Source organism: Enterobacter cloacae complex sp. HYC003_NIDB (assembly GCF_056673375.1).
The window spans coordinates 4617939-4643301 of sequence record NZ_CP114220.1 but is presented as its reverse complement, the minus strand read 5'-3'; the positions used below and the strand labels follow the sequence as shown (position 1 = coordinate 4643301).

Here is a 25363-nt window from a genome sequence, read left to right as displayed (position 1 = left end):
GGGTTTTGGCGAATGGAAACATTTGCCTGCCCGACATGACGTGACGGTGCCAATGGACGTTTCTTACCTGCTCGACAGCCTTAATGATAAACAGCGTGACGCGGTTGCCGCCTCGCGTACAAACCTGCTGGTACTGGCTGGAGCGGGCAGTGGTAAGACGCGCGTGCTGGTTCACCGTATCGCCTGGCTACAGAGCGTGGAGAACTGCTCGCCGTACTCGATTATGGCCGTGACGTTCACCAACAAGGCGGCGGCGGAGATGCGCCACCGTATCGCGCAGCTGATGGGCACCAGCCAGGGCGGCATGTGGGTTGGCACCTTCCACGGCCTGGCGCACCGTCTGCTGCGCGCGCACCATATGGACGCTAACCTGCCGCAGGATTTCCAGATCCTCGACAGCGAAGATCAGCTGCGCTTGCTGAAACGCCTGATCAAGGCGATGAACCTCGATGAGAAGCAGTGGCCGCCGCGTCAGGCGATGTGGTACATCAACGGTCAGAAAGACGAAGGGCTGCGTCCGCATCATATTCAGAGCTTCGGTAACCCGGTCGAGCAGACCTGGCAGAACGTCTACAAGGCCTATCAGGAAGCGTGCGATCGCGCCGGTCTGGTGGATTTCGCCGAGCTGCTGCTGCGCGCCCACGAGCTGTGGCTGAACAAACCGCATATCCTGCAACACTACCGTGAACGCTTTACCAACATCCTGGTGGACGAATTCCAGGATACCAACAACATCCAGTACGCCTGGATCCGCCTGCTGGCCGGGGATACCGGCAAGGTGATGATCGTAGGCGATGACGATCAGTCTATCTACGGCTGGCGCGGCGCGCAGGTGGAGAACATCCAGCGCTTCCTCAACGATTTCCCCGGCGCGCAAACCATCCGTCTGGAGCAGAACTACCGTTCTACCAGCAACATTCTGAGCGCGGCCAACGCCCTGATTGAGAACAACAACGGGCGCCTGGGTAAAAAGCTGTGGACCGATGGCGTCGACGGCGAACCGATTTCGATTTACTGCGCCTTCAACGAGCTCGACGAAGCCCGCTTCGTGGTGAACCGCATTAAAACCTGGCAGGAGAACGGCGGCGCGCTGGAGCAGTGTGCCATTCTCTATCGCAGCAACGCCCAGTCGCGCGTGCTGGAAGAGGCGCTGTTGCAGGTGAGCATGCCGTACCGCATTTATGGCGGTATGCGCTTCTTCGAACGTCAGGAGATCAAAGATGCGCTCTCGTATTTGCGTCTGATTGCCAACCGTAACGACGATGCGGCGTTTGAGCGCGTGGTGAACACGCCGACGCGCGGCATCGGCGATCGTACGCTGGACGTGGTGCGTCAGGCCTCGCGCGATCGTCAGCTCACGTTGTGGCAGGCGTGCCGCGAGCTGTTACAGGAAAAAGCCCTTGCCGGGCGCGCCGCCAGCGCATTGCAGCGCTTCCTGGAGTTAATCGACGCGCTGGCGCAGGAAACGGCCGACATGCCGCTGCACGTCCAGACCGACCGGGTGATCAAAGATTCCGGCCTGCGCACCATGTACGAGCAGGAAAAAGGCGAGAAGGGCCAGACCCGTATTGAGAACTTAGAGGAACTGGTGACGGCAACGCGCCAGTTCAGCTACAACGAAGAAGACGAAGACCTGATGCCGTTGCAGGCATTCCTCTCTCACGCCGCGCTGGAGGCGGGTGAGGGGCAGGCCGATACCTGGCAGGATGCGGTTCAGCTGATGACCCTGCACTCCGCGAAAGGTCTGGAGTTCCCGCAGGTGTTCATCGTCGGGATGGAAGAGGGGATGTTCCCGAGCCAGATGTCGCTGGATGAAGGCGGGCGTCTGGAAGAGGAGCGTCGTCTGGCCTACGTGGGCGTGACCCGTGCGATGCAGAAACTGACCCTGACCTACGCGGAAACCCGCCGCCTGTACGGGAAAGAGGTGTATCACCGTCCGTCGCGCTTTATCGGCGAACTGCCGGAAGAGTGTGTGGAAGAGGTGCGCCTGCGCGCCAGCATCAGCCGTCCGGTCAGCCATCAGCGTATGGGCTCGCCGATCTCTGAAACCGACACCGGTTACAAGCTGGGCCAGCGCGTGCGCCACTCGAAGTTTGGCGAAGGCACCATCGTCAACCTGGAAGGCAGCGGCGAGCACAGCCGTTTGCAGGTAGCGTTCCAGGGGCAGGGGATCAAATGGCTGGTGGCAGCCTATGCCAAGCTGGAAAGTGTGTAACTTTCAGAAAAATATCACTATTTTGTAATAATCTGCTAGCCTTATACGTTGAAGGTCAATTAATGCCCTTCAGCGTTCCGTTGCGTGTTGACGCCACAGTTATTGCTGGCGTAACATGCGCGCACGATTACGCTAAGAGGACATTCGCCTTGGACACACCCAGTAGATACTGGCTCAATTCCCTGTCATCCAGGAACAACTCCTAAGGCTATCTCCTCTTGCTGATGGCCTTAGTGGTTGTCAGCGACTGCATCATTCCCGTCGCGCTGAGTCAGGCTGTTTAATGGTCTGAAACCCAATTTGTTTCTGTGTGCCCACCGAACTGTCCGATATTTTTTGCATTGGGAGTCCCGGTCATGTTGAGCGCATTTCAACTCGAAAATAACCGACTGACTCGGCTTGAAGCCGAAGAGTCACAGCCCCTCATTGATGCCGTATGGGTGGATCTGGTCGAGCCGGACGACGATGAGCGCCTTCGCGTACAATCTGAACTGGGGCAAAGCCTGGCGACACGCCCGGAACTGGAAGACATCGAAGCATCCGCCCGTTTTTTTGAAGACGAAGACGGCCTGCACATTCACTCCTTCTTCTTTTTCGAAGATGCCGAAGACCACGCGGGGAACTCCACCGTGGCGTTTACCATCCGCGATGGCCGCCTGTTCACCCTGCGCGAGCGCGAACTGCCTGCGTTTCGTCTCTACCGTATGCGTGCCCGCAGCCAGGCGATGATGGACGGCAACGCTTATGAGCTGCTGCTGGATCTGTTCGAAACCAAAATCGAACAGCTGGCGGATGAAATCGAAAACATCTACAGCGACCTGGAAAAGCTGAGCCGCGTGATCATGGAAGGCCATCAGGGCGATGAGTACGACGAAGCGTTGTCCACGCTGGCAGAGCTGGAAGATATCGGCTGGAAGGTGCGTTTGTGTCTGATGGATACCCAGCGCGCGCTGAACTTCCTGGTGCGCAAGGCGCGTCTGCCGGGCGGTCAGCTGGAGCAGGCGCGTGAGATCTTACGCGATATCGAATCCCTGCTGCCGCACAACGAATCCCTGTTCCAGAAGGTCAACTTCCTGATGCAGGCGGCGATGGGCTTTATCAACATCGAGCAGAACCGTATCATCAAGATCTTCTCGGTGGTGTCCGTGGTGTTCCTGCCGCCGACGCTGGTGGCGTCCAGCTACGGGATGAACTTTGAGTTTATGCCGGAGCTGAAGTGGAGCTTTGGCTACCCGGGGGCGATTATCTTTATGATCCTCGCCGGGCTGGCGCCGTATCTGTACTTTAAGCGGAAGAACTGGCTGTAAAAATCTGGCGGGTGGCGCTGCGCTTACCCGCCCTACGATCGAATTCCCTCTCCCTGTGGGAGAGGGTTCCCCACAAAATAATGCCTGCACAGACGGCCCCCTCTCCCTTGAGGGAGAGGGCTGGGGTGAGGGGGAACATACGGCTCTGGTGGTCATTCCGTTCACTTTATGTTCCTTGCTACTCTGTCACGACATGACCGGTGAACGTGCCAGGGTGGCTCAGTCGCCACCACCCTGGCGACCCGGGCTTCCGGTGGAAAATCGCCGCTTCGCGGTGCCTTCGGCTTATTCCTTCCGGCTTATCGGGGACGGGCGGAGGTAACATCCCTGTAAAGCCCTCAGTTATTCTGAGGCAACGTTATCGCTTTTGCTTTCAAATTACTGGGGAACCCTCTCCCCTGTGGGAGAGGGTTAGGGTGAGGGCAACATCACAACCCTTTGCGCACCCTGCGCTGGGTATAAATCGCATCCGCAACAAAGATGGCCAGCGCCACCCAGATAAAGGCGAACGTCACCATCTTATCCGCACCCGGCACCTCGCCGTAAAACACCACCGCCAGCAGGAACATCAGCGTGGGGCCAATGTACTGGAAGAAGCCCAGCGTGGAGAGGCGCAGACGCGTTGCCGCGCCGGTAAAGCACAGCAGGGGGATCGTCGTGACCACGCCCGCGGCCATCAGCATCAGGTTCAGCGACCATGGATTGCTGCCCATGTGGCTGGTGGCGCTGTCGGCAATACCGAACAGGTAGATCGCGGCGACAGGCAGCAGCCACAGGGTTTCAAACAGCATTCCCGTCTGCGCTTCCACGGCAATTTTTTTACGCACCAGGCCGTAGAAGGCAAAGCTGAACGCCAGCCCCAGGGCGATAACCGGCAGTGAGCCGAAGGTCCACAGCTGTACCAGCACGCCGCAGAAGGCCAGAATCACCGCCACCCACTGCATCCGGCGAAAGCGCTCACCAAGGAAAATCATCCCCAGCAAAATATTGACCAGCGGGTTAATAAAGTAGCCCAGGCTGGCTTCGAGCATGTGATGGTTATTCACCGCCCAGATAAACAGCAGCCAGTTTCCGCCAATCAGCACCGCAGAGAGAGCGAGCAGGAAGACCTTCTTCGGGGTTTTCAGCAGCGTTTTGACGCCTGACCACTGACGGCTGATACTCATCAGCGCAATCATGAAGAAAAAGGACCAGATGACGCGGTGAGTGAGGATCTCGTCCGCCGGGACATAGGCGATAAGTTTGAAGTACGCCGGTGCGATACCCCAAATAAAATAAGCGGCAAGGGCGAGTAAAACGCCCTGCCGCGTCTGTTTAGCATCCATCGGGAAAATCCGTTACAAAAAAGTGAAGTAATTTTACCCGAATTTGCCGTCTCAACCCACCATATAAGTGGCGGTTGCGCTGGCGATATAAACCTGCTCCTCGTTATGCAGCTCAACGCGGGCGACGGCAACTTTATTCCCGGCGCGCAGCAGGCTGCTGGTGCAGGTGAAGCGGTTTCCGCGTCCCGGACGCAGGTAGTCGACGCGTAAATCGATGGTGCCCATGCGCGACAGGCGCTGGCGTAACTCATCTTCGTTGATGGTGTCATGGCGCGTCAGCGTGCTACCCACGCACACCAGACCGGCCGCCACGTCCAGCGCGGAGGCAATGACCCCGCCGTGCAAAATGCTTTGCGCCCAGTTACCGACCATCATTGGCTGATTATTGAAACTCAGCTGAGCGAAGTCTTTTTCGTATCGCTCCAGCTCAAGACCCAGTGCACGGTTGAACGGCATGTGGTACACAAAAATCTCGCCCACGAGCTTTAAGGTTTCTTCGGCGGTGAGTGTGGCTGACATCTGACGTGGCATCCTTGTTGTTAACAAAATGTTGATTTTATGCTTCAGGATAAAGGAATGCCACTTTAAGAAACGAGGAAGCGGAAGTTATCGCAGAAGTCTGTAGAATGCCCGGACAAAACTATTCATTAAATGTCACCATTTCAGGAGAACACCACCGATGCGGACGTATCTGGGTTGGTTACTGGCGGCGGTTGCGCTGCCCCTCACAGCATATGCGCAGGAAGCGACGATCAAAGAGGTGCATGATAAACCTGCCGTTAAGGGCAGCATCATCGCCAATATGCTTCAGGAGCATGACAATCCGTTCACGCTGTACCCTTATGATACAAACTACGTGATCTACACCCAGACCAGCGATCTCAACAAAGAGGCGATAAGCTCCTATAACTGGTCTGATAATGCGCGTAAAGATGAGGTGAAGTTCCAGCTCAGCCTCGCCTTCCCGTTCTGGCGCGGCATCCTGGGGTCGAACTCGGTGCTTGGCGCGTCTTACACGCAGAAGTCATGGTGGCAGCTCTCCAACAGCGGGGAATCTTCACCGTTCCGCGAAACCAACTATGAACCGCAGCTGTTCCTCGGTTTCGCCACCGATTATGAGTTTGCAGGCTGGACGCTGCGAGACGTGGAGGTGGGCTATAACCACGATTCCAACGGTCGTTCCGACCCAACCTCACGCAGCTGGAACCGCATCTATACGCGTCTGATGGCGCAGAACGGCAATTTCATGGTGGAAGTGAAGCCGTGGTACGTGGTGGGCAGCACCGATGACAACCCGGATATCACCAAATATATGGGCTACTATCAGCTTAAAGTGGGCTATCAGCTGGGTGACGCGGTGCTGAGCGCCAAAGGCCAGTACAACTGGAATACCGGCTACGGCGGTGCAGAGCTGGGCCTGAGCTACCCGGTAACGAAACACGTTCGTCTTTATACTCAGGTGTATAGCGGGTATGGCGAATCGCTGATCGACTACAATTTCAATCAGACCCGCGTCGGTGTGGGCGTGATGCTGAACGATATTTTCTAAGCTGCTCGAATGTTTTTGCGTTAAACGTTGAAGTTTCTCTCTCAGGCGCTGAAAATAGCGCCTGTTTCATTTCTGGCATATGGGGTTAACGTGGCGCAGGCGGAAGTATTGAATCAGGAATCGCTGGCTAAACAGGTTTTGCAGGAAACCTTTGGCTACCAGCAGTTCCGCCCTGGCCAGGAAACCATCATTGAAACCGTGCTGGAAGGCCGCGATTGCCTGGTGGTCATGCCGACCGGCGGCGGAAAATCGCTCTGCTATCAGGTGCCCGCGCTGGTGCTTAATGGCCTGACGGTCGTGGTATCGCCCCTTATTTCCCTGATGAAAGACCAGGTCGACCAGCTGCTTGCCAACGGCGTGGCGGCGGCCTGCCTGAACTCGACGCAGACCCGCGAGCAACAGCAAGAGGTAATGGCCGGGTGCCGCACCGGGCAGATCCGCCTGCTGTATATCGCGCCAGAACGCCTGATGCTGGACAACTTCCTCGATCATCTGGCGCACTGGAATCCGGTGCTGCTGGCAGTGGATGAAGCGCACTGTATCTCCCAGTGGGGGCACGATTTCCGCCCGGAATACGCCGCGCTTGGCCAGCTTCGTCAGCGCTTCCCCGAGCTGCCGTTTATGGCGCTTACCGCCACGGCGGACGACACCACGCGTCAGGACATCGTTCGCCTGCTGGGGCTGAACGACCCGTATATTCAGGTCAGCAGCTTCGACCGCCCGAACATCCGCTATATGCTGATGGAGAAGTTCAAGCCGCTGGATCAGCTCTTACGCTACGTGCAGGAGCAGCGCGGAAAGTCCGGCATCATCTACTGCAACAGCCGGGCGAAGGTGGAAGACACCGCCGCGCGTCTGCAAAACCGTGGCTTTAGCGCCGCGGCCTATCACGCCGGGCTGGAGAACCATATCCGCGCCGACGTGCAGGAGAAATTCCAGCGCGACGACCTGCAAATCGTGGTCGCAACGGTGGCGTTCGGGATGGGGATCAACAAGCCCAACGTGCGCTTTGTGGTGCATTTCGACATTCCGCGCAATATCGAATCCTACTATCAGGAAACCGGCCGCGCCGGGCGTGACGGCCTGCCTGCGGAAGCGATGCTGTTTTACGATCCGGCGGATATGGCGTGGCTGCGCCGCTGTCTCGAGGAGAAACCGCAGGGGCAGTTGCAGGATATCGAACGCCACAAGCTTAACGCGATGGGGGCCTTCGCCGAAGCGCAAACCTGCCGCCGTCTGGTGCTGCTCAACTACTTTGGTGAAGGGCGTCAGGCACCGTGCGGCAACTGCGATATCTGCCTCGACCCGCCGAAGCAGTACGATGGCCTGATGGACGCGCGCAAAGCGCTCTCGACTATCGGACGCGTGAACCAGCGCTTCGGGATGGGCTACGTCGTTGAAGTGCTGCGCGGGGCTAACAACCAGCGTATCCGCGATATGGGTCACGACAAACTGCCGGTTTATGGCATCGGGAAAGACCAGAGCCACGAGCACTGGGTGAGTATCATCCGCCAGCTGATCCATCTCGGCTTTGCCACGCAGAACATTGCCCAGCACTCTGCGCTTCAGCTGACCGAAGCGGCGCGACCGGTCCTGCGTGGCGAGGTTGAACTGAAGCTCGCCGTTCCGCGCGTTGTCGCCCTGAAGCCGCGCGTGATGCAGAAATCCTACGGCGGTAACTACGATCGCAAGCTGTTCGCCAAGCTGCGTAAGCTGCGTAAAGCCATTGCGGATGAAGAGAACATCCCGCCATACGTGGTGTTCAACGACGCGACGCTTATCGAGATGGCCGAGCAAATGCCGCTCAGCGCCAGCGAGATGCTCAGCGTCAACGGCGTCGGCACGCGTAAGCTGGAGCGCTTTGGTAAAGAGTTTATGGCGCTCATCCGTTCCCACGCTGATGGTGATGATGAGGAGTAGTCAGCCGGGCGAAAAAGTGCCAGGATGGTGACTCACTGTATTATTTCCCCGCGAGCTAATTATGTTAATGCTATTTCTCACCGTGGCGTTAGTGCACATCGTTGCGCTGATGAGCCCTGGCCCTGACTTTTTCTTCGTGTCACAAACGGCCGTCAGCCGCTCCCGCAAAGAGGCAATGATGGGTGTGCTCGGTATTACCATGGGCGTCATGGTCTGGGCGGCGGTTGCGCTGCTCGGTCTGAACCTGATCCTGGCGAAAATGGCGTGGCTGCATAACATCATCATGGTCGGCGGCGGTCTGTACCTGTGCTGGATGGGCTACCAGATGCTGCGCGGGGCGCTGAAGAAAGAAGAGAAAAAGCCGGAAGAGCCAAAGGTTGAGCTGGCAACGGGCGGCCGTAGCTTTGTGAAAGGGCTGCTGACCAACCTGGCGAACCCGAAAGCGATTATCTACTTCGGCTCTGTGTTCTCGCTGTTTGTAGGGGATAACGTCGGCGCGGGCGCGCGCTGGGGGATCTTCCTGCTGATCGTTGTTGAGACGTTCGCCTGGTTTACCGTTGTGGCAAGCCTGTTTGCCTTACCGGCGATGCGTCGCGGCTACCAGCGCATCGCGAAGTGGATCGACGGCTTTGCCGGCGCGCTGTTCGCCGGCTTCGGCATTCATCTCATCATTTCTCGCTAAGCATGACGCGCTGACGCAAGCAGCGCGCCAACCAGCATAAACAGCGAACCAAAGACTTTGTTCAGGGCCTTCATCTGTTTAGGCCCTTTGATCCACGCCGCAATTCGCTGCGCCAGCGTCGCGTAACCAATCATCACAATGATATCGACAATAATGGTGGTCGCGCCCAGCACCACGTACTGCATCACCTGTGGCTGATGCGGCACGATAAACTGCGGGAACAGGGCGGCGAGGAACACGATGCTTTTCGGGTTGGTCAGGTTAACGAACACCGCGCGTTTAAACAGGTGGCCGCGTGTTTGCGTCCGGGAGAGCGTATGCAGATCAATCGAGCCTGCGGCGCGCCACTGCTGAATACCCAGCCAGATAAGATACGCTGCGCCAGCCCATTTCAACACCTCGAAGGCCAGCACCGAACGGGAGAACAGCGTGCCCAGACCAATCCCCACCAGCACAATATGAATGCCAAGCCCGGTCTGTAAACCGGCGATTGACGCCGCCGCGCCGCGATAGCCGTGATTAATGGAGGTGGTCATGGTGTTGATTGCGCCCGAGCCAGGTGAAAGGCTGAGGATGATGGATGTCAGCAGGTAGGCGAACCACCATTCGAAGGTCATTTGAAACTCCCGGATCGTCTGTTTTTATGCCACAATACGCTATTGTTGAGTCATTTTGTGACCGGTGACGAAAAAAACGATATTCCCTGAATTACGGGGGGTGGAAACCCAATGTTTCAGCAGAAAAAGGACTGGGAAACACGAGAAAACGCATTTGCTGCTTTCTCCATGGGGCCGCTGACCGATTTCTGGCGCCAGCGTGAGGAAGATGAGTTTATGGGCGTCGGGGAAATCCCGGTACGCTTCGTTCGTTTCCGTGATGAAAAAAATGACCGGGTGATTGTGGTCTGCCCCGGGCGCATCGAAAGCTATATCAAATATGCCGAGTTGGCGTATGACCTGTTCCATCTGGGCTTTGATGTGTTAATTATCGACCATCGCGGGCAGGGGCTTTCTGGCAGGATGTTGCCGGATACCCATCGCGGCCACGTGGATAACTTCAGCGATTACGTCGACGATCTGGCCGCGTTCTGGCAGCAGGAAGTGCAGCCCGGACCGTGGCGCAAGCGTTATATTCTTGCCCACTCCATGGGGGGCGCGATCTCGACGTTGTTTTTGCAGCGCCATAAGCACCAGTGTGACGCCATTGCGCTGACCGCGCCGATGTACGGCATTGTGATACGTTTTCCTGACTGGATGGTGCGCCATCTGCTGGACTGGGCTGAGGGCCATCAGCGCATTCGAGAAGGCTATGCCATCGGAACAGGACGCTGGCGGGCATTGCCATTTGCCATCAACGTGTTAACCCACAGCCGGCAGCGTTATCGCCGCAACCTGCGTTTTTATGCCGATGAACCGCGTCTGCGGGTCGGCGGCCCCACCTGGCACTGGGTGCGGGAAGGTATTCATGCCGGTGAGCAGGTGCTGGCGGGCGTAGGCGATGATGACACGCCGACGCTCCTGATCCAGGCGGAAGAAGAGCGTGTGGTGGATAACCGCATGCATGACCGCTATTGTGAACTTCGCGCCGCTGCGGGCCATCCCTGTGAAGGGGGTAAACCGCTGGTCATCAACGGTGCGTACCATGAGATCCTTTTTGAAAAGGACGCTATGCGCTCAGTCGCGCTCAACGCCATTGTTGAATTTTTCAACAGGCATAACTGATTATTGTTTTCCACCAGAGGTTGAAATCCCTATGTACCAGGTTGTTGCATCTGATTTAGATGGCACGCTGCTTTCCCCCGACCACACCCTGTCGCCTTATGCGAAAGAGACCCTAAAACTCCTGACTGCCCGCGGCGTGAACTTTGTGTTCGCCACCGGTCGCCACCACGTGGACGTGGGGCAGATCCGCGATAACCTGGAGATCAAGTCGTACATGATCACCTCTAACGGTGCGCGCGTACATGACACGGACGGCAACCTGATTTTTACCCACAATCTCGATCGCGACATCGCCACCGATTTGTTCGGCATTGTGCATAACAACCCGGATATCGTGACTAACGTTTACCGCGACGACGAGTGGTTTATGAACCGCCATCGCCCGGAAGAGATGCGCTTCTTCAAGGAAGCCGTATTCCAGTACTCACTGTACGAGCCGGGTCTGCTGGAGCCGGAAGGGATCAGCAAGGTATTCTTCACCTGTGTAAATCATGAGGAGTTACTGCCGCTGGAGCAGGCGATCAACGCCCGCTGGGGCGACCGCGTGAACGTGAGCTTCTCCACGCTGACCTGTCTGGAAGTGATGGCGGGCGGGGTGTCCAAAGGTCACGCGCTGGAAGCGGTAGCGAAACGGCTGGGCTTTGATCTGAAAGACTGTATCGCCTTTGGCGATGGCATGAACGATGCCGAGATGCTCTCCATGGCGGGTAAAGGCTGCATCATGCAGAACGCGCACCAGCGCCTGAAAGATCTGCACCCGGAGCTGGAAGTGATCGGCACCAACGGCGATAACGCCGTGCCTAAGTATCTGCGCAAACTGTTCCTTGAATAATCTTCAATTGATTGTTTATTGTTCAGATGTCAACTAAAGAGTTCGCTACAATGCCTCTCCTTCTTTCTGAGAGACAAGCATTGTGGCGCTACTCATTATCACCACTATCCTGTGGGCCTTCTCCTTTAGTCTGATTGGCGAATACCTTGCCGGATCGGTCGACAGCTACTTCTCGGTACTGATGCGCGTGGGGCTGGCGGCGCTGGTGTTCCTGCCGTTCCTGCGTACCCGCGGGCAGTCGCTAAAAACGATACTGCTGTACATGCTGGTAGGCGCGATGCAGCTCGGCATCATGTACCTGTTCAGCTTCCGGGCCTACGTTTACCTGTCCGTCTCGGAATTTCTGCTCTTCACCGTGCTGACGCCGCTCTACATCACGCTGATATATGACTTGCTCAGCAGGCGCCGTTTGCGCTGGGGGTATCTGCTGAGCGCTGCGCTGGCAGTCATTGGCGCGGCGATTATTCGCTATGACAAGGTAAGCGATCACTTCTGGACCGGGCTGATGTTCGTCCAGCTCGCTAATATCAGCTTTGCCATCGGGATGGTGGGTTACAAACGTCTGATGGAGACCCGCCCGATGCCGCAGCATAACGCGTTTGCGTGGTTCTATATGGGCGCGGCGATTGTCGCGGTAGCGGCGTGGTTTCTGCTCGGCAATCCGCAAAAGCTGCCGACTACCTCCGTGCAGTGGAGCGTTCTGGTCTGGCTGGGCGTGGTGGCGTCGGGGCTGGGCTATTTTATGTGGAACTACGGCGCTACGCAGGTAGACGCCGGGACGCTGGGGATCATGAACAATGTGCACGTGCCGGCGGGGCTACTGGTGAACCTCGCCATCTGGCAGGAGCAGCCGCACTGGCCGAGTTTCCTTATTGGGGGAACGGTGATCCTGGCTTCGCTGTGGGTACATCGCCGCTGGGTCGCTCCGCGCTCCGCACAAACGGAAGATGGTCGCACGCGTGGTTCCGCGCTGAGCGAATAAACGCTTCCGTAATCGGCTGACGCTGCTCGCCGTCGCGCACGGCGGCGTACAGCCGGCTCCACAGTCCTTCACCCAGGGTTTTGGTGACCACCAGACCCTGGCGTTCAACCGTCTCGACCACCCAGTGCGGCAGCGCCGCAATCCCCATTCTGGCCGCCACCATCTGAATTAACAGCAGCGTGTTATCCACGCTTTTCAGCTGTGGGCTGATGCCCGCGGGTTGCAGGAAATGGCGCCAGATATCCAGACGACTGCGCTGTACCGGGTAAATCAGCAGCGTCTCCGTTGCCAGATCTTCCGGCGTGATACGCGTTTTAGCGGCCAGCGGATGGTCCGGGGCCAGCACCAGACGCACCTCAAAATCAAACATTGGCGAATAGTGCAGACCGCTGCGCGGCAGAATATCTGAGGTCATCACCAGATCCAGCTCACCCTGCTGAAGCGACGGCTGCGGATCAAACGTGACGCCGGATTTGAAGTCCATCTCCACCTGCGGCCACTTCTGGCGGAAGTTCTCAAGCGCGGGGGTCAGCCACTGAATACAGCTGTGACACTCAATGGCGATGCGCAGGGTGGTCTGCTGCGGCTCGTTGCAGGACTGCAACGCGCTGGCAATCTGCGGCAACACCTGGTTCGCCAGCTGAAGCAAAATTTCGCCCTGCGGCGTAAAGCGCAAAGGCTGGCTCTTACGCACAAAAAGACGAAAGCCGAGGCGTTGTTCCAGATCGCTGAACTGGTGAGAAAGGGCAGACTGAGTCTGGTGCAGCGTGGCCGCTGCCGCCGCAAGAGAACCGCAGTTCCGCAACGCTTGTAGCGTTTTCAGGTGTTTTATCTCGATCATGAAAGTCCTTCACTTCGCCATGAACATTTTGCGCTTGAGGAATATACAGTACCTGCCAATTATAGAAGTGTAAACATCTGGACGTCTAAATAACGAATTTCTACAAGGGGTATGCCATGACAATCCGCACTCACACTCTCGGTTTCCCTCGCGTTGGTCTGCGTCGCGAGCTGAAAAAAGCGCAAGAAAGCTACTGGGCGGGTAACGCCACCCGCGAAGAACTGCTGGCGGTGGGGCGCGAGCTGCGCGCGCGTCACTGGGATCAGCAAAAACAGGCGGGCGTAGACCTGCTGCCGGTGGGCGATTTCGCCTGGTACGACCATGTTCTGACCACCAGCCTGCTGCTTGGCAACGTGCCGGCTCGTCATCAGAACAACGATGGATCGGTGGATATCGATACCCTGTTCCGCATCGGCCGTGGCCGCGCGCCAACGGGTGAGCCAGCGGCAGCGGCGGAAATGACCAAGTGGTTTAACACTAACTATCACTATATGGTGCCGGAGTTCGTTAAGGACCAGCAGTTCAAACTGACCTGGACCCAGCTTCTGGATGAAGTGGACGAAGCGCTGGCGCTGGGTCACCAGGTGAAACCCGTGCTGCTGGGGCCGGTCACCTACCTGTGGCTGGGCAAAGTGAAAGGCGAGCAGTTCGACCGCCTCAGCCTGCTGAACGATATTCTGCCGGTTTATAAGCAGGTGCTGATTGAGCTGGGCAAACGCGGTATTCAGTGGGTGCAAATCGATGAACCGGCGCTGGTGCTTGAGCTGCCGCAGGCGTGGCTGGATGCCTTCAAACCGGCGTATGACGCGCTCACGGGCCATGTGAAGCTGCTGCTGACCACCTATTTCGAGGGCGTAACGCCGAACCTCGACACCATTACCGCGCTGCCGGTTCAGGGTCTGCACGTTGATCTCGTTCACGGCAAAGACGATGTGGCAGAGTTGCACAAGCGTCTGCCTGCGGAGTGGCTGCTCTCTGCCGGTCTGGTGAATGGTCGTAACGTCTGGCGTGCCGATCTCACCGGGAAATATGCACAAATCAAGGACATTGTCGGTAAACGTGAATTGTGGGTAGCCTCTTCCTGTTCCCTGCTGCACAGCCCGATCGACCTGAGCGTGGAGACCCGACTCGATCCTGAGGTGAAAAGCTGGTTTGCCTTTGCCCTGCAAAAGTGTGAGGAGCTGGCTCTGCTGCGCGACGCGTTGAACAGCGGCGACACAGCAGCGATTACTGACTGGAGCGCCCCGATCCAGGCGCGCCGTCACTCGACGCGCGTGCATAACCCGGCGGTGGAAAAACGTCTGGCGGCCATCACTGCCCGGGACAGCCAGCGCCAGAGCCCGTATGAAGTGCGCGCCGAAGCCCAGCGTGCGCGCTTTAACCTGCCCGCGTGGCCGACCACAACCATCGGCTCCTTCCCGCAGACTACCGAGATCCGCGGCCTGCGCCTGGACTTCAAAAAGGGCAATCTGGATGCGAATCACTACCGCACCGGCATTGCGGAGCACATCAAACAGGCGATCGTCGAGCAGGAACGTCTGGGTCTGGACGTGCTGGTGCACGGCGAGGCCGAGCGTAACGATATGGTGGAATACTTCGGTGAACACCTGGACGGCTTTGTCTTTACCCAGAACGGCTGGGTGCAAAGCTACGGCTCCCGCTGCGTGAAGCCGCCGGTGGTGATCGGTGACGTCAGCCGCCCGGAAGCGATCACCGTGGAGTGGGCGAAGTATGCCCAGTCTCTGACCGACAAACCGGTAAAAGGCATGCTGACGGGGCCGGTGACCATTCTCTGCTGGTCGTTCCCGCGTGAAGATGTATCCCGGGAAACCATCGCCAAACAGATCGCCCTGGCGCTGCGTGATGAAGTGGCGGATCTGGAAGCGGCGGGGATTGGCATCATTCAGATCGACGAACCGGCGCTGCGTGAAGGCTTGCCGCTGCGTCGCAGCGACTGGGATGCTTATCTGACGTGGGGCGTGGAGGCGTTCCGCCTCAACGCGGCCGTCGCGAAGGACGACACGCAGATCCACACCCACATGTGTTACTGCGAATTTAACGACATCATGGACTCCATTGCCGCGCTCGACGCCGATGTGATCACCATCGAGACCTCGCGTTCAGACATGGAGCTGCTGGAGTCGTTCGAAGAGTTCGACTACCCGAACGAAATCGGGCCGGGCGTGTATGACATTCACTCCCCTAACGTGCCGAGCGTGGAGTGGATTGAATCGCTGCTGCAAAAAGCCGCCCGGCGCATTCCGGCGGAACGCCTGTGGGTAAACCCGGACTGCGGCCTGAAAACTCGCGGCTGGCCTGAAACCCGCGCGGCGCTGGCGAACATGGTGCAGGCGGCGCAGAATTTGCGTCAGGCGTAGTGGGGCTGGATTGCCCGGTTGGCGCAGCCGCCACCGGGCTTTTTGTATTACGCTTTCTTCCCGCCGTACTGGCTGAACCACGCCAGCATTCTCTGCCAGCCATCTTTCGCCGATTCTGCGTGATAGCTCGGACGATAATCGGCATTAAACGCGTGTCCCGCATCCGGGTACACCACGATTTCGGCCTTCGCGTTTGCCGCCCGCAGCGCGTGGCGCATGGTCTCGACGGTATCAAGCGGAATGCCGGTATCCTGGCCGCCATACAGCCCTAGCACCGGGGCATTTAAATCGGTGGCGATATCAACTGGATGTTTCGGCGAGTTCAGGGTCTTTTCACCCACCAGTTTACCGTACCAGGCCACAGCGGCTTTCAGCTGCGGATTGTGCGCGGCATACAGCCAGCTAATGCGTCCGCCCCAGCAAAAGCCGGTCACCATCAGACGGTGCGGGTCGCCACCGTTGCGCGCCGCCCAGCTGGCAACGTGGTCGAGATCGGCCAGCACCTGCGCGTCCGGCACTTTGCTGACCAGGTTGCTGAACAGCGTCGGGATGTCGCTGTAATCATTCGGATCGCCCTGACGGAAATAGAGTTCCGGCGCAACGGCCAGGTAACCTTCCAGCGCCAGACGGCGGCAGAGGTCGCGAATATGTTCATGAACGCCAAATATTTCCTGCACCACGATCACGATGGGCAGCGGGCCATCGGCGGATTTTGGCCGCGCGTGGTACGCTGGCATGTTCTCTCCCTGGGAGGGAATGGAGGTCTCGCCTGCGGTAATGGCCTCTTCAGGGGTTGAGACGATGGTTGAAGCATGCGGGGCCGCAGCAGGTGCAAAACCGGTTTTTTCAGTCATGGCATTCTCCGTACCAATGAATGGATTAGCGCAAAGATAAATATAGACACCAGGTTAACAATCCACAGTGCCCTATAGCGTCTATCTTTTGTGCAGCACCCGGCGATATAACTTGTTAATGTGATGTAAATCACTATTTTATGGAAATTAACTGCAATCATTTTCATTCATGGTGAGGTGTGTCACGAAATAATGCACATTGCTTCTGTAAAGTACCGTTTTACTTCTTCTGACAAACCGACCCACAGAGGAGTCACCTATGTCTAAGTCTGATGTTTTTCATCTCGGCCTCACTAAAAACGATTTACAAGGGGCTACGCTTGCTATCGTCCCTGGCGATCCTGAGCGTGTGGAAAAGATCGCCGCGCTGATGGATAAGCCGGTTAAGCTGGCAGCGCATCGAGAATTCACCACCTGGCGCGCAGAGCTGGACGGTAAAGCGGTGATCGTGTGCTCTACCGGTATTGGTGGCCCGTCTACCTCTATCGCCGTTGAAGAGCTGGCGCAGCTGGGCATTCGTACTTTCCTGCGCATCGGCACCACAGGCGCCATTCAGCCGCACATCAACGTGGGCGACGTGCTGGTTACCACCGCATCCGTGCGTCTGGACGGGGCAAGCCTGCACTTTGCACCGATGGAATTCCCGGCAGTGGCCGATTTCGAATGCACCACCGCGCTGGTTGAAGCCGCGAAGTCCGTGGGCGCCACCACCCACGTGGGCGTAACTGCCTCTTCCGATACCTTCTACCCGGGCCAGGAGCGTTACGACACCTTCTCTGGTCGCGTGGTAAGCCGTTTCAAAGGCTCCATGGAAGAGTGGCAGTCGATGGGCGTCATGAACTACGAAATGGAATCTGCGACGCTGCTGACCATGTGCGCAAGCCAGGGTCTGCGTGCCGGTATGGTGGCGGGCGTTATCGTCAACCGTATCCAGCAGGAGATCCCGAACGCTGAAACCATGAAGCAGACTGAAAGCCATGCGGTGAAAATCGTGGTTGAAGCGGCGCGCCGCCTGATCTAATTCTCTCTTCAGTGCTGAAAGGCCGACATGCTCGGCCTTTTCTTTTTGCGTAACGCCTCGCAGGAAAACCCTTTCAAACTGGACGTTCATACAGCACAATTCTATTTTGTGCGGTAATACGTTGATGCAGGGGGCATTGTGGATATCTCAATCCTGATTTATGCAGTGATTGCGCTGGTGAGCGTGGGGATTGGCTGGCTCATTTCCGGCTACCAGCATGCGCAGCAGAAAGCCGAACAACTGGCAGAGCGCGAAGAGATCGTCGCTGAACTTAGCGCGACGAAACAACAGCTTGCGCTGAGTGACCACTGGCGCGACGAATGCGAACTGCTCAATAACGAACTGCGCAATCTGCGTGATATCAATACCTCGCTGGAGGCCGATCTCCGTGAAGTGACCACCCGTCTTGAGTCCACCCAACTGCACGCCGAAGACAAAATCCGTCAGATGATCAACAGCGAGCAGCGTCTTAGCGAGCAGTTTGAGAACCTCGCGAACCGCATTTTTGAGCACAGCAATCGCCGCGTGGATGAGCAGAACCGCCAGAGCCTGAACAGCCTGCTGACGCCGCTGCGTGAACAGCTGGATGGCTTTCGCCGTCAGGTACAGGACAGCTTTGGTCAGGAAGCCCGCGAACGCCACACGCTGGCGCATGAAATTCGTAATCTCCAGCAGCTGAATGCGCAGATGGCGCAGGAGGCGGTTAACCTGACGCGCGCACTGAAAGGTGATAACAAAGCGCAGGGAAACTGGGGCGAAGTGGTCATGACGCGCGTGCTGGAGGCCTCTGGCCTGCGCGAAGGATACGAATACGAAACGCAGGTCAGCATTGAGAACGATGCGCGCTCGCGGATGCAGCCGGATGTCATTGTTCGTCTGCCACAGGGCAAAGATGTGGTTATCGACGCCAAAATGACGCTGGTGGCCTATGAGCGCTACTTCAACGCTGAGGATGACTACACCCGCGAAACAGCGTTGCAGGAGCACATCGCCTCCGTGCGTAACCATATCCGTCTGTTGGGCAGAAAAGATTATCAGCAGTTGCCGGGGCTGCGATCGCTGGATTATGTGCTGATGTTCATTCCGGTCGAGCCTGCGTTCCTGCTGGCGCTCGACAGACAGCCCGAACTGATCACCGAAGCGCTGAAAAATAACATTATGCTGGTCAGCCCCACCACGCTACTGGTGGCGTTACGTACCATTGCCAACCTGTGGCGCTATGAGCACCAAAGCCGTAACGCGCAGCAGATTGCCGATCGCGCCAGCAAGCTGTACGACAAAATGCGGCTGTTTGTGGACGATATGTCCTCGGTGGGGCAAAGCCTGGATCGCGCGCAGGATAACTACCGCCAGGCGATGAAAAAACTCTCCTCCGGGCGTGGCAATTTGCTGGCGCAGGCGGAGGCGTTTCGCAGCCTGGGGGTGGAAGTTAAACGCGAGATTAATCCGGAACTGGTGGAGCAGGCTACCGCTCAGGACGAAGAGTTTCGTCTGCGTGAAGGCGACGGTAAGCAAAATAGCCGCAATGAAGACAACGATTTAGCGGCGAGTTTATCCCCCGAAGCGCAGCCGGCGCGTTTCTTTCACGGTGGTTGAAACGTAGGGCAAATGCGCCCAATCTGTTACACTTCACGAACATTTGACTGATTAGCAGGCTCTGAGATGGTTGACGATTCACAAGACACAACGCACTTTGGCTTTCAGACTGTCGCCAAAGCGCAGAAAGCTGACATGGTGGCCCACGTATTTCATTCCGTGGCGGCGAAGTACGATGTGATGAATGATTTGATGTCATTTGGCATTCATCGCTTGTGGAAGCGCTTCACTATTGATTGCAGCGGCGTGCGCCGTGGACAAACGGTGCTGGATTTAGCCGGAGGCACAGGGGATCTGACCGCTAAATTCTCCCGTCTGGTTGGCGAAACCGGCCGCGTGGTGCTGGCGGATATCAACGACTCCATGCTGAAAATGGGACGCGAAAAGCTGCGTAACATCGGCGTGGTAGGCAACGTTGAATATGTTCAGGCCAACGCCGAAGCGCTGCCGTTCCCGGATAATACGTTCGACTGCATCACCATCTCTTTCGGTCTGCGTAACGTGACCGATAAAGATAAAGCGCTGCGCTCCATGTACCGCGTGCTTAAGCCGGGCGGTCGACTGCTGGTACTCGAGTTTTCTAAACCGATTATCGACCCGCTGAGCAAAGCTTACGATGCCTATTCCTTCCACGTTCTGCCGCGCATCGGCGAGCTGGTGGCAAACGATGCAGAAAGTTACCGTTATCTGGCCGAGTCCATCCGAATGCACCCGGATCAGGACACGCTGAAAGCGATGATGCAGGATGCGGAGTTTGAAAACGTGGAATACTTCAATATGACGGCGGGTGTCGTCGCGCTGCATCGTGGTTACAAGTTCTGAGTGGAGGTTTCCCGTGCCCATTAAACCCTTAGTCACCGCTGGCATCGAGAATGTGCTGAATGCCTTTCTGTATCGCGCTCCGGCGCTGAAAACCGCACGTCAGCGGCTTAACGGAAAGGTGCTGCGCATCGTTTTAAAGGAGTTCTCGACGCCGCTTGTGCTGGTCTTCAGCGAACGCCAGCTTGACGTTCTGGGGGAGTGGGAAGGCGAGGCGGACTGCTCGGTGATTACGCACATGAGCGTATTGCCAAAACTGCGTGACCGTCAGCAGATGACGGCGCTTATTCGCAGCGGTGAGCTGGAGGTCGAGGGCGATATTCAGGTGGTACAGAACTTCGTTGCACTCAGCGATCAGGCTGAATTCGACCCGGCGGAACTGCTGGCGCCCTATATCGGCGACATCGCGGCTGAAGGTATAAGCAAAACGCTGCGCACGGGTTCCGCTTTCCTTCGTAAAGGTCTGCTCCGTCAACAGCGCTACGCTGCCGAGGTGCTGACCGAAGAGTGGCGTATGGCGCCGGGGCCTTTAGAAGTCGCCTGGTTTGCAGAAGAGACCGCGGCAGTTGAGCGCGCAGTTGATGCGTTAACCAAACGGCTGGAAAAACTGGAGGGCAAATGACGCCTGGTGAAATTCGGCGCCTCTATTTTATCGTTCGCACCTTTTTGAGCTACGGGCTCGACGAGCTTATCCCCAGAATGCGTATCACCCTGCCGCTTCGGCTTTGGCGTCGCACGCTGTTCTGGATGCCGAATCGCCATAAGGATCAGGAGCTGGGCGCACGCCTGCGTCTTGCGTTACAGGAGCTGGGCCCGGTCTGGATCAAGTTTGGGCAGATGCTCTCAACACGTCGCGACCTTTTCCCACCGCAGATTGCCGATCAGCTCGCGCTATTGCAGGACCGCGTTGCTCCGTTTGACGGAGAGAGAGCGAAGAAACAAATCGAAGAAGCGATGGGCAATATCCCCATCGAGACCTGGTTTGATGATTTCGATATTCAGCCCCTGGCCTCTGCCTCTATTGCGCAGGTTCACACCGCGCGCCTGAAGGAAAATGGCAAAGAGGTGGTCATCAAAGTGATTCGTCCGGATATCCTGCCGGTTATCAAAGCAGACATGAAGCTGATTTATCGCCTGGCTCGCTGGGTGCCGCGTCTGTTGCCGGATGGTCGCCGTCTGCGTCCGCTGGAAGTGGTTCGGGAATACGAAAAAACGCTGATTGACGAGCTTAACCTGCTGCGTGAATCGGCGAACGCCATTCAGCTGCGTCGAAACTTTGAAGACAGCCCGATGCTGTATGTTCCTGAAGTCTATTCTGACTATTGCAGTCAGAACATGATGGTGATGGAACGTATCTACGGTATTCCGGTCTCGGACGTGGTGGCGCTGGAAAAACAGGGCACCAACATGAAGCTGCTGGCCGAGCGTGGCGTGCAGGTCTTCTTTACTCAGGTTTTCCGCGACAGCTTCTTCCATGCAGACATGCATCCGGGCAACATTTTCGTCAGCTATGAGCACCCGGAAGATCCGAAATACATCGGCATCGACTGCGGTATTGTCGGCTCGCTGAATAAAGAGGATAAGCGTTATCTCGCCGAGAACTTTATCGCTTTCTTCAATCGCGACTACCGTAAGGTGGCCGAGCTGCACGTGGATTCAGGCTGGGTTCCGCCAGATACCAACGTGGAAGAGTTTGAATTTGCGATCCGCACCGTCTGTGAGCCGATTTTTGAAAAGCCGCTCTCGGAGATCTCTTTCGGACACGTCCTGCTCAACCTGTTCAACACCGCACGCCGTTTCAATATGGAAGTGCAGCCACAATTAGTTTTACTTCAGAAAACATTACTTTACGTTGAGGGCGTAGGCCGCCAGCTCTATCCTCAGTTAGACTTGTGGAAAACCGCGAAACCGTTCCTCGAATCCTGGATTAAGGATCAGGTCGGTATTCCAGCCCTGGTTCGCTCGCTTAAAGAGAAAGGCCCGTTCTGGATTGAAAAAATGCCTGAAATTCCTGAACTGGTTTACGACAGTTTGCGTCAGAGCAAGAACCTTCAGCACAGCATGGATAAAATCGCGCACGAGCTTCAATCCAGTCGCGTGCGTCAGGGGCAGTCCCGCTATCTCTTCGGAATTGGCGCGACGCTGCTGATAAGCGGCACGTTGCTGTTGATCAATCGTCCGGACTGGGAAATGATGCCAGCCTGGATTATGGCTGCCGGTGTGGTTGTCTGGCTTGCTGGCTGGCGAAAAACGCGCTGAATTAGCGTCGCTATCGAGAGATTGCATACGTATAATGCGATCTGACTAATTAATCATCTATCACTGGGGAACACGCATGGGTGGTATCAGTATCTGGCAGTTAGTGATCATTGCCGTCATCGTTGTGCTGCTGTTTGGCACGAAAAAACTCGGATCGATTGGTTCCGACCTGGGCGCGTCAATCAAAGGCTTCAAGAAAGCCATGAGCGATGATGAGAATAAGCAGGAAAAAACCAGTCAGGATGCTGATTTTACCGCTAAATCCATCGCCGATAAGCAGGACGAAGCCAAAAAGGAAGAGGCTAAACGTCACGATAAAGAGCAGGTGTAATTCGTGTTCGACATTGGTTTTGGTGAGTTACTGCTGGTCTTTGTGATTGGTCTGATTGTGTTGGGGCCGCAGCGTTTACCCGTTGCGGTGAAAACCGTCGTGGGCTGGGTGCGGGCGCTTCGCTCGCTGGCAACTACCGTGCAGAACGAACTGGCGCAGGAGCTGAAGCTTCAGGAATTTCAGGACAGTCTGAAAAAGGTTGAAAAGGCGAGCATGGACAACCTGACGCCGGAGCTGAAAGCATCAATGGATGAGTTGCGCGAAGCGGCTGAATCCATGAAGCGTTCTTACAGTATTAACGATCCTGAGAAGGCGAGCGATGAAGCAAACACCATCCACAATCCGGTGGTGAAGGGTAGCGAAGAGCAGCGCGAGGGTGTAACGCCTTCCAGCGCGGAGCATCAGGCTGCTTCGCCAGAGCAATCGCCGCAGGAGCCCGAAGTGAAAAAGCAGGTGCCGCCGGAAGAGCCCGTGGTCAAAACGGCTGAGGTAAAACCCGCCGCGCCCGTTTCCGAATCATCCCCCTCGTCGAGTGATAAAGCGTAAACATGGCAGTAGATGATACTCAACCGCTTATTACGCATCTCATTGAGCTGCGTAAGCGCCTGTTAAACTGCATTATTGCGGTTTTCCTCATTTTTTTATGTCTGGTCTATTTTGCCAACGATATCTATCAGGTGGTTTCCGCGCCGCTGATTAAACAGATGCCTCTGGGCGCGACGATGATTGCAACAGACGTTGCTTCACCGTTCTTTACCCCGATCAAACTGACCTTCTGGGTGTCGTTGATTGCCTCTGCGCCGGTCATTCTGTATCAGGTCTGGGCATTTGTGGCGCCCGCGCTGTACAAGCATGAACGCAAGCTGGTTATTCCGCTGCTGGTGTCCAGTTCGCTGCTGTTTTATATCGGCATGGCGTTCGCCTACTTCGTTGTCTTCCCGCTGGCCTTCGGCTTCCTGACGCATACCGCGCCGGAAGGGGTACAGGTGTCGACGGACATCGCCAGCTACCTCAGCTTCGTGATGGCGCTGTTTATGGCCTTTGGTGTCGCCTTCGAGGTGCCCGTAGCAATTGTCCTGCTCTGCTGGGTGGGGGTGACCACGCCTGACGATCTGCGTAAGAAGCGCCCGTACATCCTGGTGGGGGCATTTGTCGTAGGTATGCTGTTAACGCCACCGGACGTCTTCTCGCAAACCTTACTGGCGATACCCATGTACTGCCTGTTTGAAGTCGGCGTGTTCTTCGCTCGTTTCTACGTCGGAAAGGGGCGTACCCGGGACGAAGAAGACGAGCCGTCTGAAGAGACTACTAAAGAATAAAACCAACCGCCCGTCAGGGCGGTTGTCATATGGGGATACGTATGTTTGATATCGGGCTTAACCTCACCAGCGCCCAGTTTGCGAAAGACCACGATGAGGTGGTGGCGCGCGCCTTTGCCGCCGGCGTGGGTGGGCTGCTACTGACGGGAACGAATCTGCATGAGAGTGAGCAGGCACGGCAGCTGGCGCAACGCTATCAACACTGCTGGTCCACCGCAGGCGTGCATCCTCATGACAGCAGCCAGTGGACGCATGAAAGCGCTGAGGCGCTTCATCGTCTGGCACAAACGCCAGAAGTGGTTGCCATTGGCGAATGCGGGCTTGATTTCAACCGTAACTTCTCGACGCCTGAAGAGCAGGAGAAGGCATTTACCGCCCAGCTCGCGCTGGCAGCAGAGCTGGAGATGCCGGTGTTTATGCACTGTCGCGATGCGCATGAACGTTTTATGGCGCTACTGGAACCCTGGCTGGAGAAACTGCCGGGCGCGGTGTTGCACTGCTTTACGGGCTCCCGTCAGGAAGCGCTGGATTGCCTGAACCGCGGGCTGTATTTGGGTATCACGGGCTGGGTCTGCGATGAGCGTCGTGGGCTGGAACTGCGTGAGCTGTTACCCGTTATCCCGGCCGATCGTTTGCTGCTGGAAACGGATGCGCCGTATCTGTTGCCCCGGGATATGCAGCCCAAACCGCCATCACGACGTAATGAACCGGCCTACCTGGGGCATATTGCTGAGCGAGTGGCGCACTGGCGCGGAGAAGATGCCCAGTGGCTGGCAGCACAAACCGATGATAACGTGCGTCGTCTGTTCGGCGTGCAGTTCTAAACTTTGCGGAAATCGGTGTTTTTAACGCTCTGCAACACCTCTTTGTTCAGCAGGTTGAGCAGCAGCATGGAGCGCGCTTCACCGTCCGGCTCAGCGAAGATGGCCTGTAACCCTTCAAAGGCGCCTTCGGTGATCACCACGCTGTCGCCGGCATAAGGGGTTTCCGGATCGGTAATATCTTCAGGCTGCTGGTAGACAGAAAGCTGATGAATAACCGATGACGGTACTCTTGCCGGATGGGCGCCAAAACGCACAAAATGGCTGACGCCGCGCGTGGCGCTGATCGTCGTGGTGTGGATCACTTCGGGGTCGAACTCGACGAACAGATAGTTCGGGAACAGAGGCTCACTGACGGTCGTGCGTCTTCCACGCTGCATTTTTTCAAGCGTGATCACGGGTGTCAGGCAGTTAACAGACTGACGTTCAAGATGTTCCTGCGCGCGCTGAAGTTGCCCGCGTTTGCAATACAGTAAATACCAGGCCTGCATAATCACTCTTCCCATTGTTCGGGGCGCAAGCATACCAAAACCCTGGCGGGATCGCTAAGGTGATTATAATGGCGAAAAAGAGAGTAAGTCGTGGAAGTTC

General features: G+C 56.8%; 25 protein-coding genes. 19 read left to right on the top strand and 6 right to left on the bottom strand.

Going from position 1 to position 25363, the window contains the following annotated elements; genetic code table 11:
• Positions 1–52: 52 nt before the first annotated feature.
• The 3 genes from uvrD to corA all read left to right on the top strand — a co-directional run bounded on the left by uvrD (position 53) and on the right by corA (position 3522).
• Positions 53–2215 carry a DNA helicase II gene (gene uvrD, locus O1722_RS22215; protein ID WP_017383586.1) on the top strand — a complete coding sequence of 721 codons (2163 nt, stop codon included), beginning with the start codon at positions 53–55 and terminating at the stop codon, positions 2213–2215.
• 149 nt (positions 2216–2364) lie between these two features.
• Complete coding sequence (ysgD, locus tag O1722_RS22210) at positions 2365–2421, top strand: YsgD/CorL family protein (RefSeq protein WP_212743980.1); 57 nt, start codon at positions 2365–2367, stop codon at positions 2419–2421.
• A gap of 150 nt (positions 2422–2571) precedes the next feature.
• Complete coding sequence (gene corA, locus O1722_RS22205) at positions 2572–3522, top strand: magnesium/cobalt transporter CorA (RefSeq protein ID WP_003860807.1); 951 nt, start codon at positions 2572–2574, stop codon at positions 3520–3522.
• A 428-nt stretch (positions 3523–3950) separates the two neighbouring features.
• On the opposite strand, the gene rarD is transcribed toward corA, so the two are convergent.
• Both rarD and yigI read right to left on the bottom strand, forming a co-directional pair.
• A complete protein-coding gene (gene rarD, locus O1722_RS22200; protein ID WP_017694744.1) occupies positions 3951–4847 on the bottom strand; it encodes an EamA family transporter RarD in 897 nt (298 codons plus the stop codon).
• 51 nt (positions 4848–4898) lie between these two features.
• Positions 4899–5366, bottom strand: coding sequence for an acyl-CoA thioesterase YigI (gene yigI / locus O1722_RS22195; RefSeq protein WP_006812366.1), 468 nt, complete (start codon positions 5364–5366; stop codon positions 4899–4901).
• A 160-nt stretch (positions 5367–5526) separates the two neighbouring features.
• On the opposite strand from yigI, the gene pldA reads away from it, so the two are divergent.
• The 3 genes from pldA (at position 5527) to rhtC (ending at position 8998) form a co-directional block, all read left to right on the top strand.
• Positions 5527–6396 (top strand): phospholipase A, encoded by an 870-nt coding sequence (gene pldA / locus O1722_RS22190; RefSeq protein WP_033486954.1) that lies wholly within the window; start codon positions 5527–5529, stop codon positions 6394–6396.
• A 90-nt stretch (positions 6397–6486) separates the two neighbouring features.
• Positions 6487–8316 (top strand): ATP-dependent DNA helicase RecQ, encoded by a 1830-nt coding sequence (gene recQ, locus O1722_RS22185; protein WP_017383584.1) that lies wholly within the window; start codon positions 6487–6489, stop codon positions 8314–8316.
• Between the two features lie 61 nt (positions 8317–8377).
• Complete coding sequence (rhtC, locus tag O1722_RS22180; protein WP_006179256.1) at positions 8378–8998, top strand: threonine export protein RhtC; 621 nt, start codon at positions 8378–8380, stop codon at positions 8996–8998.
• Here the strand turns inward: rhtC and rhtB are convergent.
• Positions 8995–9615, bottom strand: a complete 621-nt coding sequence (gene rhtB / locus O1722_RS22175; RefSeq protein WP_006812363.1) for a homoserine/homoserine lactone efflux protein — start codon at positions 9613–9615, stop codon at positions 8995–8997. The two genes, rhtC and rhtB, sit on opposite strands and share 4 nt — an antisense overlap.
• A 111-nt stretch (positions 9616–9726) precedes the next feature.
• Between rhtB and pldB the strand changes: the two genes are divergently transcribed.
• The 3 genes from pldB to O1722_RS22160 all read left to right on the top strand — a co-directional run bounded on the left by pldB (position 9727) and on the right by O1722_RS22160 (position 12533).
• The gene (gene pldB, locus O1722_RS22170) at positions 9727–10719 is read left to right on the top strand and encodes a lysophospholipase L2 (RefSeq protein WP_015570002.1); all 993 of its coding nucleotides are present in this window, start codon (positions 9727–9729) and stop codon (positions 10717–10719) included.
• 31 nt (positions 10720–10750) lie between these two features.
• A complete protein-coding gene (yigL, locus tag O1722_RS22165; RefSeq protein ID WP_015570001.1) occupies positions 10751–11551 on the top strand; it encodes a sugar/pyridoxal phosphate phosphatase YigL in 801 nt (266 codons plus the stop codon).
• An 82-nt stretch (positions 11552–11633) separates the two neighbouring features.
• The gene (locus O1722_RS22160) at positions 11634–12533 is read left to right on the top strand and encodes a carboxylate/amino acid/amine transporter (protein WP_023295736.1); all 900 of its coding nucleotides are present in this window, start codon (positions 11634–11636) and stop codon (positions 12531–12533) included.
• Here the strand turns inward: O1722_RS22160 and metR are convergent.
• Positions 12421–13374: an HTH-type transcriptional regulator MetR gene (metR, locus tag O1722_RS22155; RefSeq protein WP_015570000.1), complete on the bottom strand. Its 954-nt coding sequence runs from the start codon at positions 13372–13374 to the stop codon at positions 12421–12423. The genes O1722_RS22160 and metR overlap by 113 nt on opposite strands.
• A 116-nt stretch (positions 13375–13490) precedes the next feature.
• On the opposite strand from metR, the gene metE reads away from it, so the two are divergent.
• Positions 13491–15752 carry a 5-methyltetrahydropteroyltriglutamate--homocysteine S-methyltransferase gene (gene metE / locus O1722_RS22150; protein WP_479954398.1) on the top strand — a complete coding sequence of 754 codons (2262 nt, stop codon included), beginning with the start codon at positions 13491–13493 and terminating at the stop codon, positions 15750–15752.
• Positions 15753–15799: 47 nt separating this feature from the next.
• On the opposite strand, the gene O1722_RS22145 is transcribed toward metE, so the two are convergent.
• Positions 15800–16606 carry a dienelactone hydrolase family protein gene (locus O1722_RS22145; RefSeq protein ID WP_003860793.1) on the bottom strand — a complete coding sequence of 269 codons (807 nt, stop codon included), beginning with the start codon at positions 16604–16606 and terminating at the stop codon, positions 15800–15802.
• 259 nt (positions 16607–16865) lie between these two features.
• Between O1722_RS22145 and udp the strand changes: the two genes are divergently transcribed.
• From udp to tatD, 9 genes are all read left to right on the top strand, one after another.
• Complete coding sequence (gene udp / locus O1722_RS22140) at positions 16866–17627, top strand: uridine phosphorylase (protein ID WP_033486950.1); 762 nt, start codon at positions 16866–16868, stop codon at positions 17625–17627.
• Positions 17628–17765: 138 nt separating this feature from the next.
• The gene (rmuC, locus tag O1722_RS22135) at positions 17766–19223 is read left to right on the top strand and encodes a DNA recombination protein RmuC (RefSeq protein WP_017383581.1); all 1458 of its coding nucleotides are present in this window, start codon (positions 17766–17768) and stop codon (positions 19221–19223) included.
• 66 nt (positions 19224–19289) lie between these two features.
• The gene (gene ubiE, locus O1722_RS22130) at positions 19290–20045 is read left to right on the top strand and encodes a bifunctional demethylmenaquinone methyltransferase/2-methoxy-6-polyprenyl-1,4-benzoquinol methylase UbiE (protein WP_003860790.1); all 756 of its coding nucleotides are present in this window, start codon (positions 19290–19292) and stop codon (positions 20043–20045) included.
• 13 nt (positions 20046–20058) lie between these two features.
• A complete protein-coding gene (gene ubiJ / locus O1722_RS22125; protein ID WP_003860788.1) occupies positions 20059–20664 on the top strand; it encodes a ubiquinone biosynthesis protein UbiJ in 606 nt (201 codons plus the stop codon).
• On the top strand, positions 20661–22301 hold the full coding sequence (ubiB, locus tag O1722_RS22120; protein ID WP_015569998.1) for a ubiquinone biosynthesis regulatory protein kinase UbiB: 1641 nt from the start codon (positions 20661–20663) through the stop codon (positions 22299–22301). Before ubiJ ends, ubiB begins: the two co-directional genes overlap by 4 nt.
• Positions 22302–22377: 76 nt before the next feature.
• Positions 22378–22632: a Sec-independent protein translocase subunit TatA gene (gene tatA, locus O1722_RS22115; RefSeq protein ID WP_003860787.1), complete on the top strand. Its 255-nt coding sequence runs from the start codon at positions 22378–22380 to the stop codon at positions 22630–22632.
• Between the two features lie 3 nt (positions 22633–22635).
• Complete coding sequence (tatB, locus tag O1722_RS22110) at positions 22636–23178, top strand: Sec-independent protein translocase protein TatB (protein ID WP_003860783.1); 543 nt, start codon at positions 22636–22638, stop codon at positions 23176–23178.
• A gap of 2 nt (positions 23179–23180) precedes the next feature.
• A complete protein-coding gene (tatC, locus tag O1722_RS22105) occupies positions 23181–23951 on the top strand; it encodes a Sec-independent protein translocase subunit TatC (RefSeq protein ID WP_015569997.1) in 771 nt (256 codons plus the stop codon).
• 41 nt (positions 23952–23992) lie between these two features.
• Positions 23993–24775: a 3'-5' ssDNA/RNA exonuclease TatD gene (tatD, locus tag O1722_RS22100; protein ID WP_017694739.1), complete on the top strand. Its 783-nt coding sequence runs from the start codon at positions 23993–23995 to the stop codon at positions 24773–24775.
• Here tatD and rfaH read toward each other — a convergent pair.
• On the bottom strand, positions 24772–25263 hold the full coding sequence (rfaH, locus tag O1722_RS22095) for a transcription/translation regulatory transformer protein RfaH (RefSeq protein WP_003860779.1): 492 nt from the start codon (positions 25261–25263) through the stop codon (positions 24772–24774). The genes tatD and rfaH overlap by 4 nt on opposite strands.
• Positions 25264–25363: the final 100 nt, after the last annotated feature.

What these genes read in the sequence shown, in the direction of transcription:
- yigI (WP_006812366.1), bottom strand. Translation starts at nt 5,366, where the DNA reads ATGTCAGCCACACTCACCGCCGAAGAAACCTTAAAGCTCGTGGGCGAG.
- rhtC (WP_006179256.1), top strand. Translation starts at nt 8,378, where the DNA reads ATGTTAATGCTATTTCTCACCGTGGCGTTAGTGCACATCGTTGCGCTG.
- rarD (WP_017694744.1), bottom strand. Translation starts at nt 4,847, where the DNA reads ATGGATGCTAAACAGACGCGGCAGGGCGTTTTACTCGCCCTTGCCGCT.
- pldA (WP_033486954.1), top strand. Translation starts at nt 5,527, where the DNA reads ATGCGGACGTATCTGGGTTGGTTACTGGCGGCGGTTGCGCTGCCCCTC.
- uvrD (WP_017383586.1), top strand. Translation starts at nt 53, where the DNA reads ATGGACGTTTCTTACCTGCTCGACAGCCTTAATGATAAACAGCGTGAC.
- tatA (WP_003860787.1), top strand. Translation starts at nt 22,378, where the DNA reads ATGGGTGGTATCAGTATCTGGCAGTTAGTGATCATTGCCGTCATCGTT.
- O1722_RS22145 (WP_003860793.1), bottom strand. Translation starts at nt 16,606, where the DNA reads ATGACTGAAAAAACCGGTTTTGCACCTGCTGCGGCCCCGCATGCTTCA.
- metR (WP_015570000.1), bottom strand. Translation starts at nt 13,374, where the DNA reads ATGATCGAGATAAAACACCTGAAAACGCTACAAGCGTTGCGGAACTGC.
- ubiE (WP_003860790.1), top strand. Translation starts at nt 19,290, where the DNA reads ATGGTTGACGATTCACAAGACACAACGCACTTTGGCTTTCAGACTGTC.
- rfaH (WP_003860779.1), bottom strand. Translation starts at nt 25,263, where the DNA reads ATGCAGGCCTGGTATTTACTGTATTGCAAACGCGGGCAACTTCAGCGC.
- tatC (WP_015569997.1), top strand. Translation starts at nt 23,181, where the DNA reads ATGGCAGTAGATGATACTCAACCGCTTATTACGCATCTCATTGAGCTG.
- yigL (WP_015570001.1), top strand. Translation starts at nt 10,751, where the DNA reads ATGTACCAGGTTGTTGCATCTGATTTAGATGGCACGCTGCTTTCCCCC.
- pldB (WP_015570002.1), top strand. Translation starts at nt 9,727, where the DNA reads ATGTTTCAGCAGAAAAAGGACTGGGAAACACGAGAAAACGCATTTGCT.
- tatD (WP_017694739.1), top strand. Translation starts at nt 23,993, where the DNA reads ATGTTTGATATCGGGCTTAACCTCACCAGCGCCCAGTTTGCGAAAGAC.
- corA (WP_003860807.1), top strand. Translation starts at nt 2,572, where the DNA reads ATGTTGAGCGCATTTCAACTCGAAAATAACCGACTGACTCGGCTTGAA.
- metE (WP_479954398.1), top strand. Translation starts at nt 13,491, where the DNA reads ATGACAATCCGCACTCACACTCTCGGTTTCCCTCGCGTTGGTCTGCGT.
- udp (WP_033486950.1), top strand. Translation starts at nt 16,866, where the DNA reads ATGTCTAAGTCTGATGTTTTTCATCTCGGCCTCACTAAAAACGATTTA.
- rhtB (WP_006812363.1), bottom strand. Translation starts at nt 9,615, where the DNA reads ATGACCTTCGAATGGTGGTTCGCCTACCTGCTGACATCCATCATCCTC.
- ubiB (WP_015569998.1), top strand. Translation starts at nt 20,661, where the DNA reads ATGACGCCTGGTGAAATTCGGCGCCTCTATTTTATCGTTCGCACCTTT.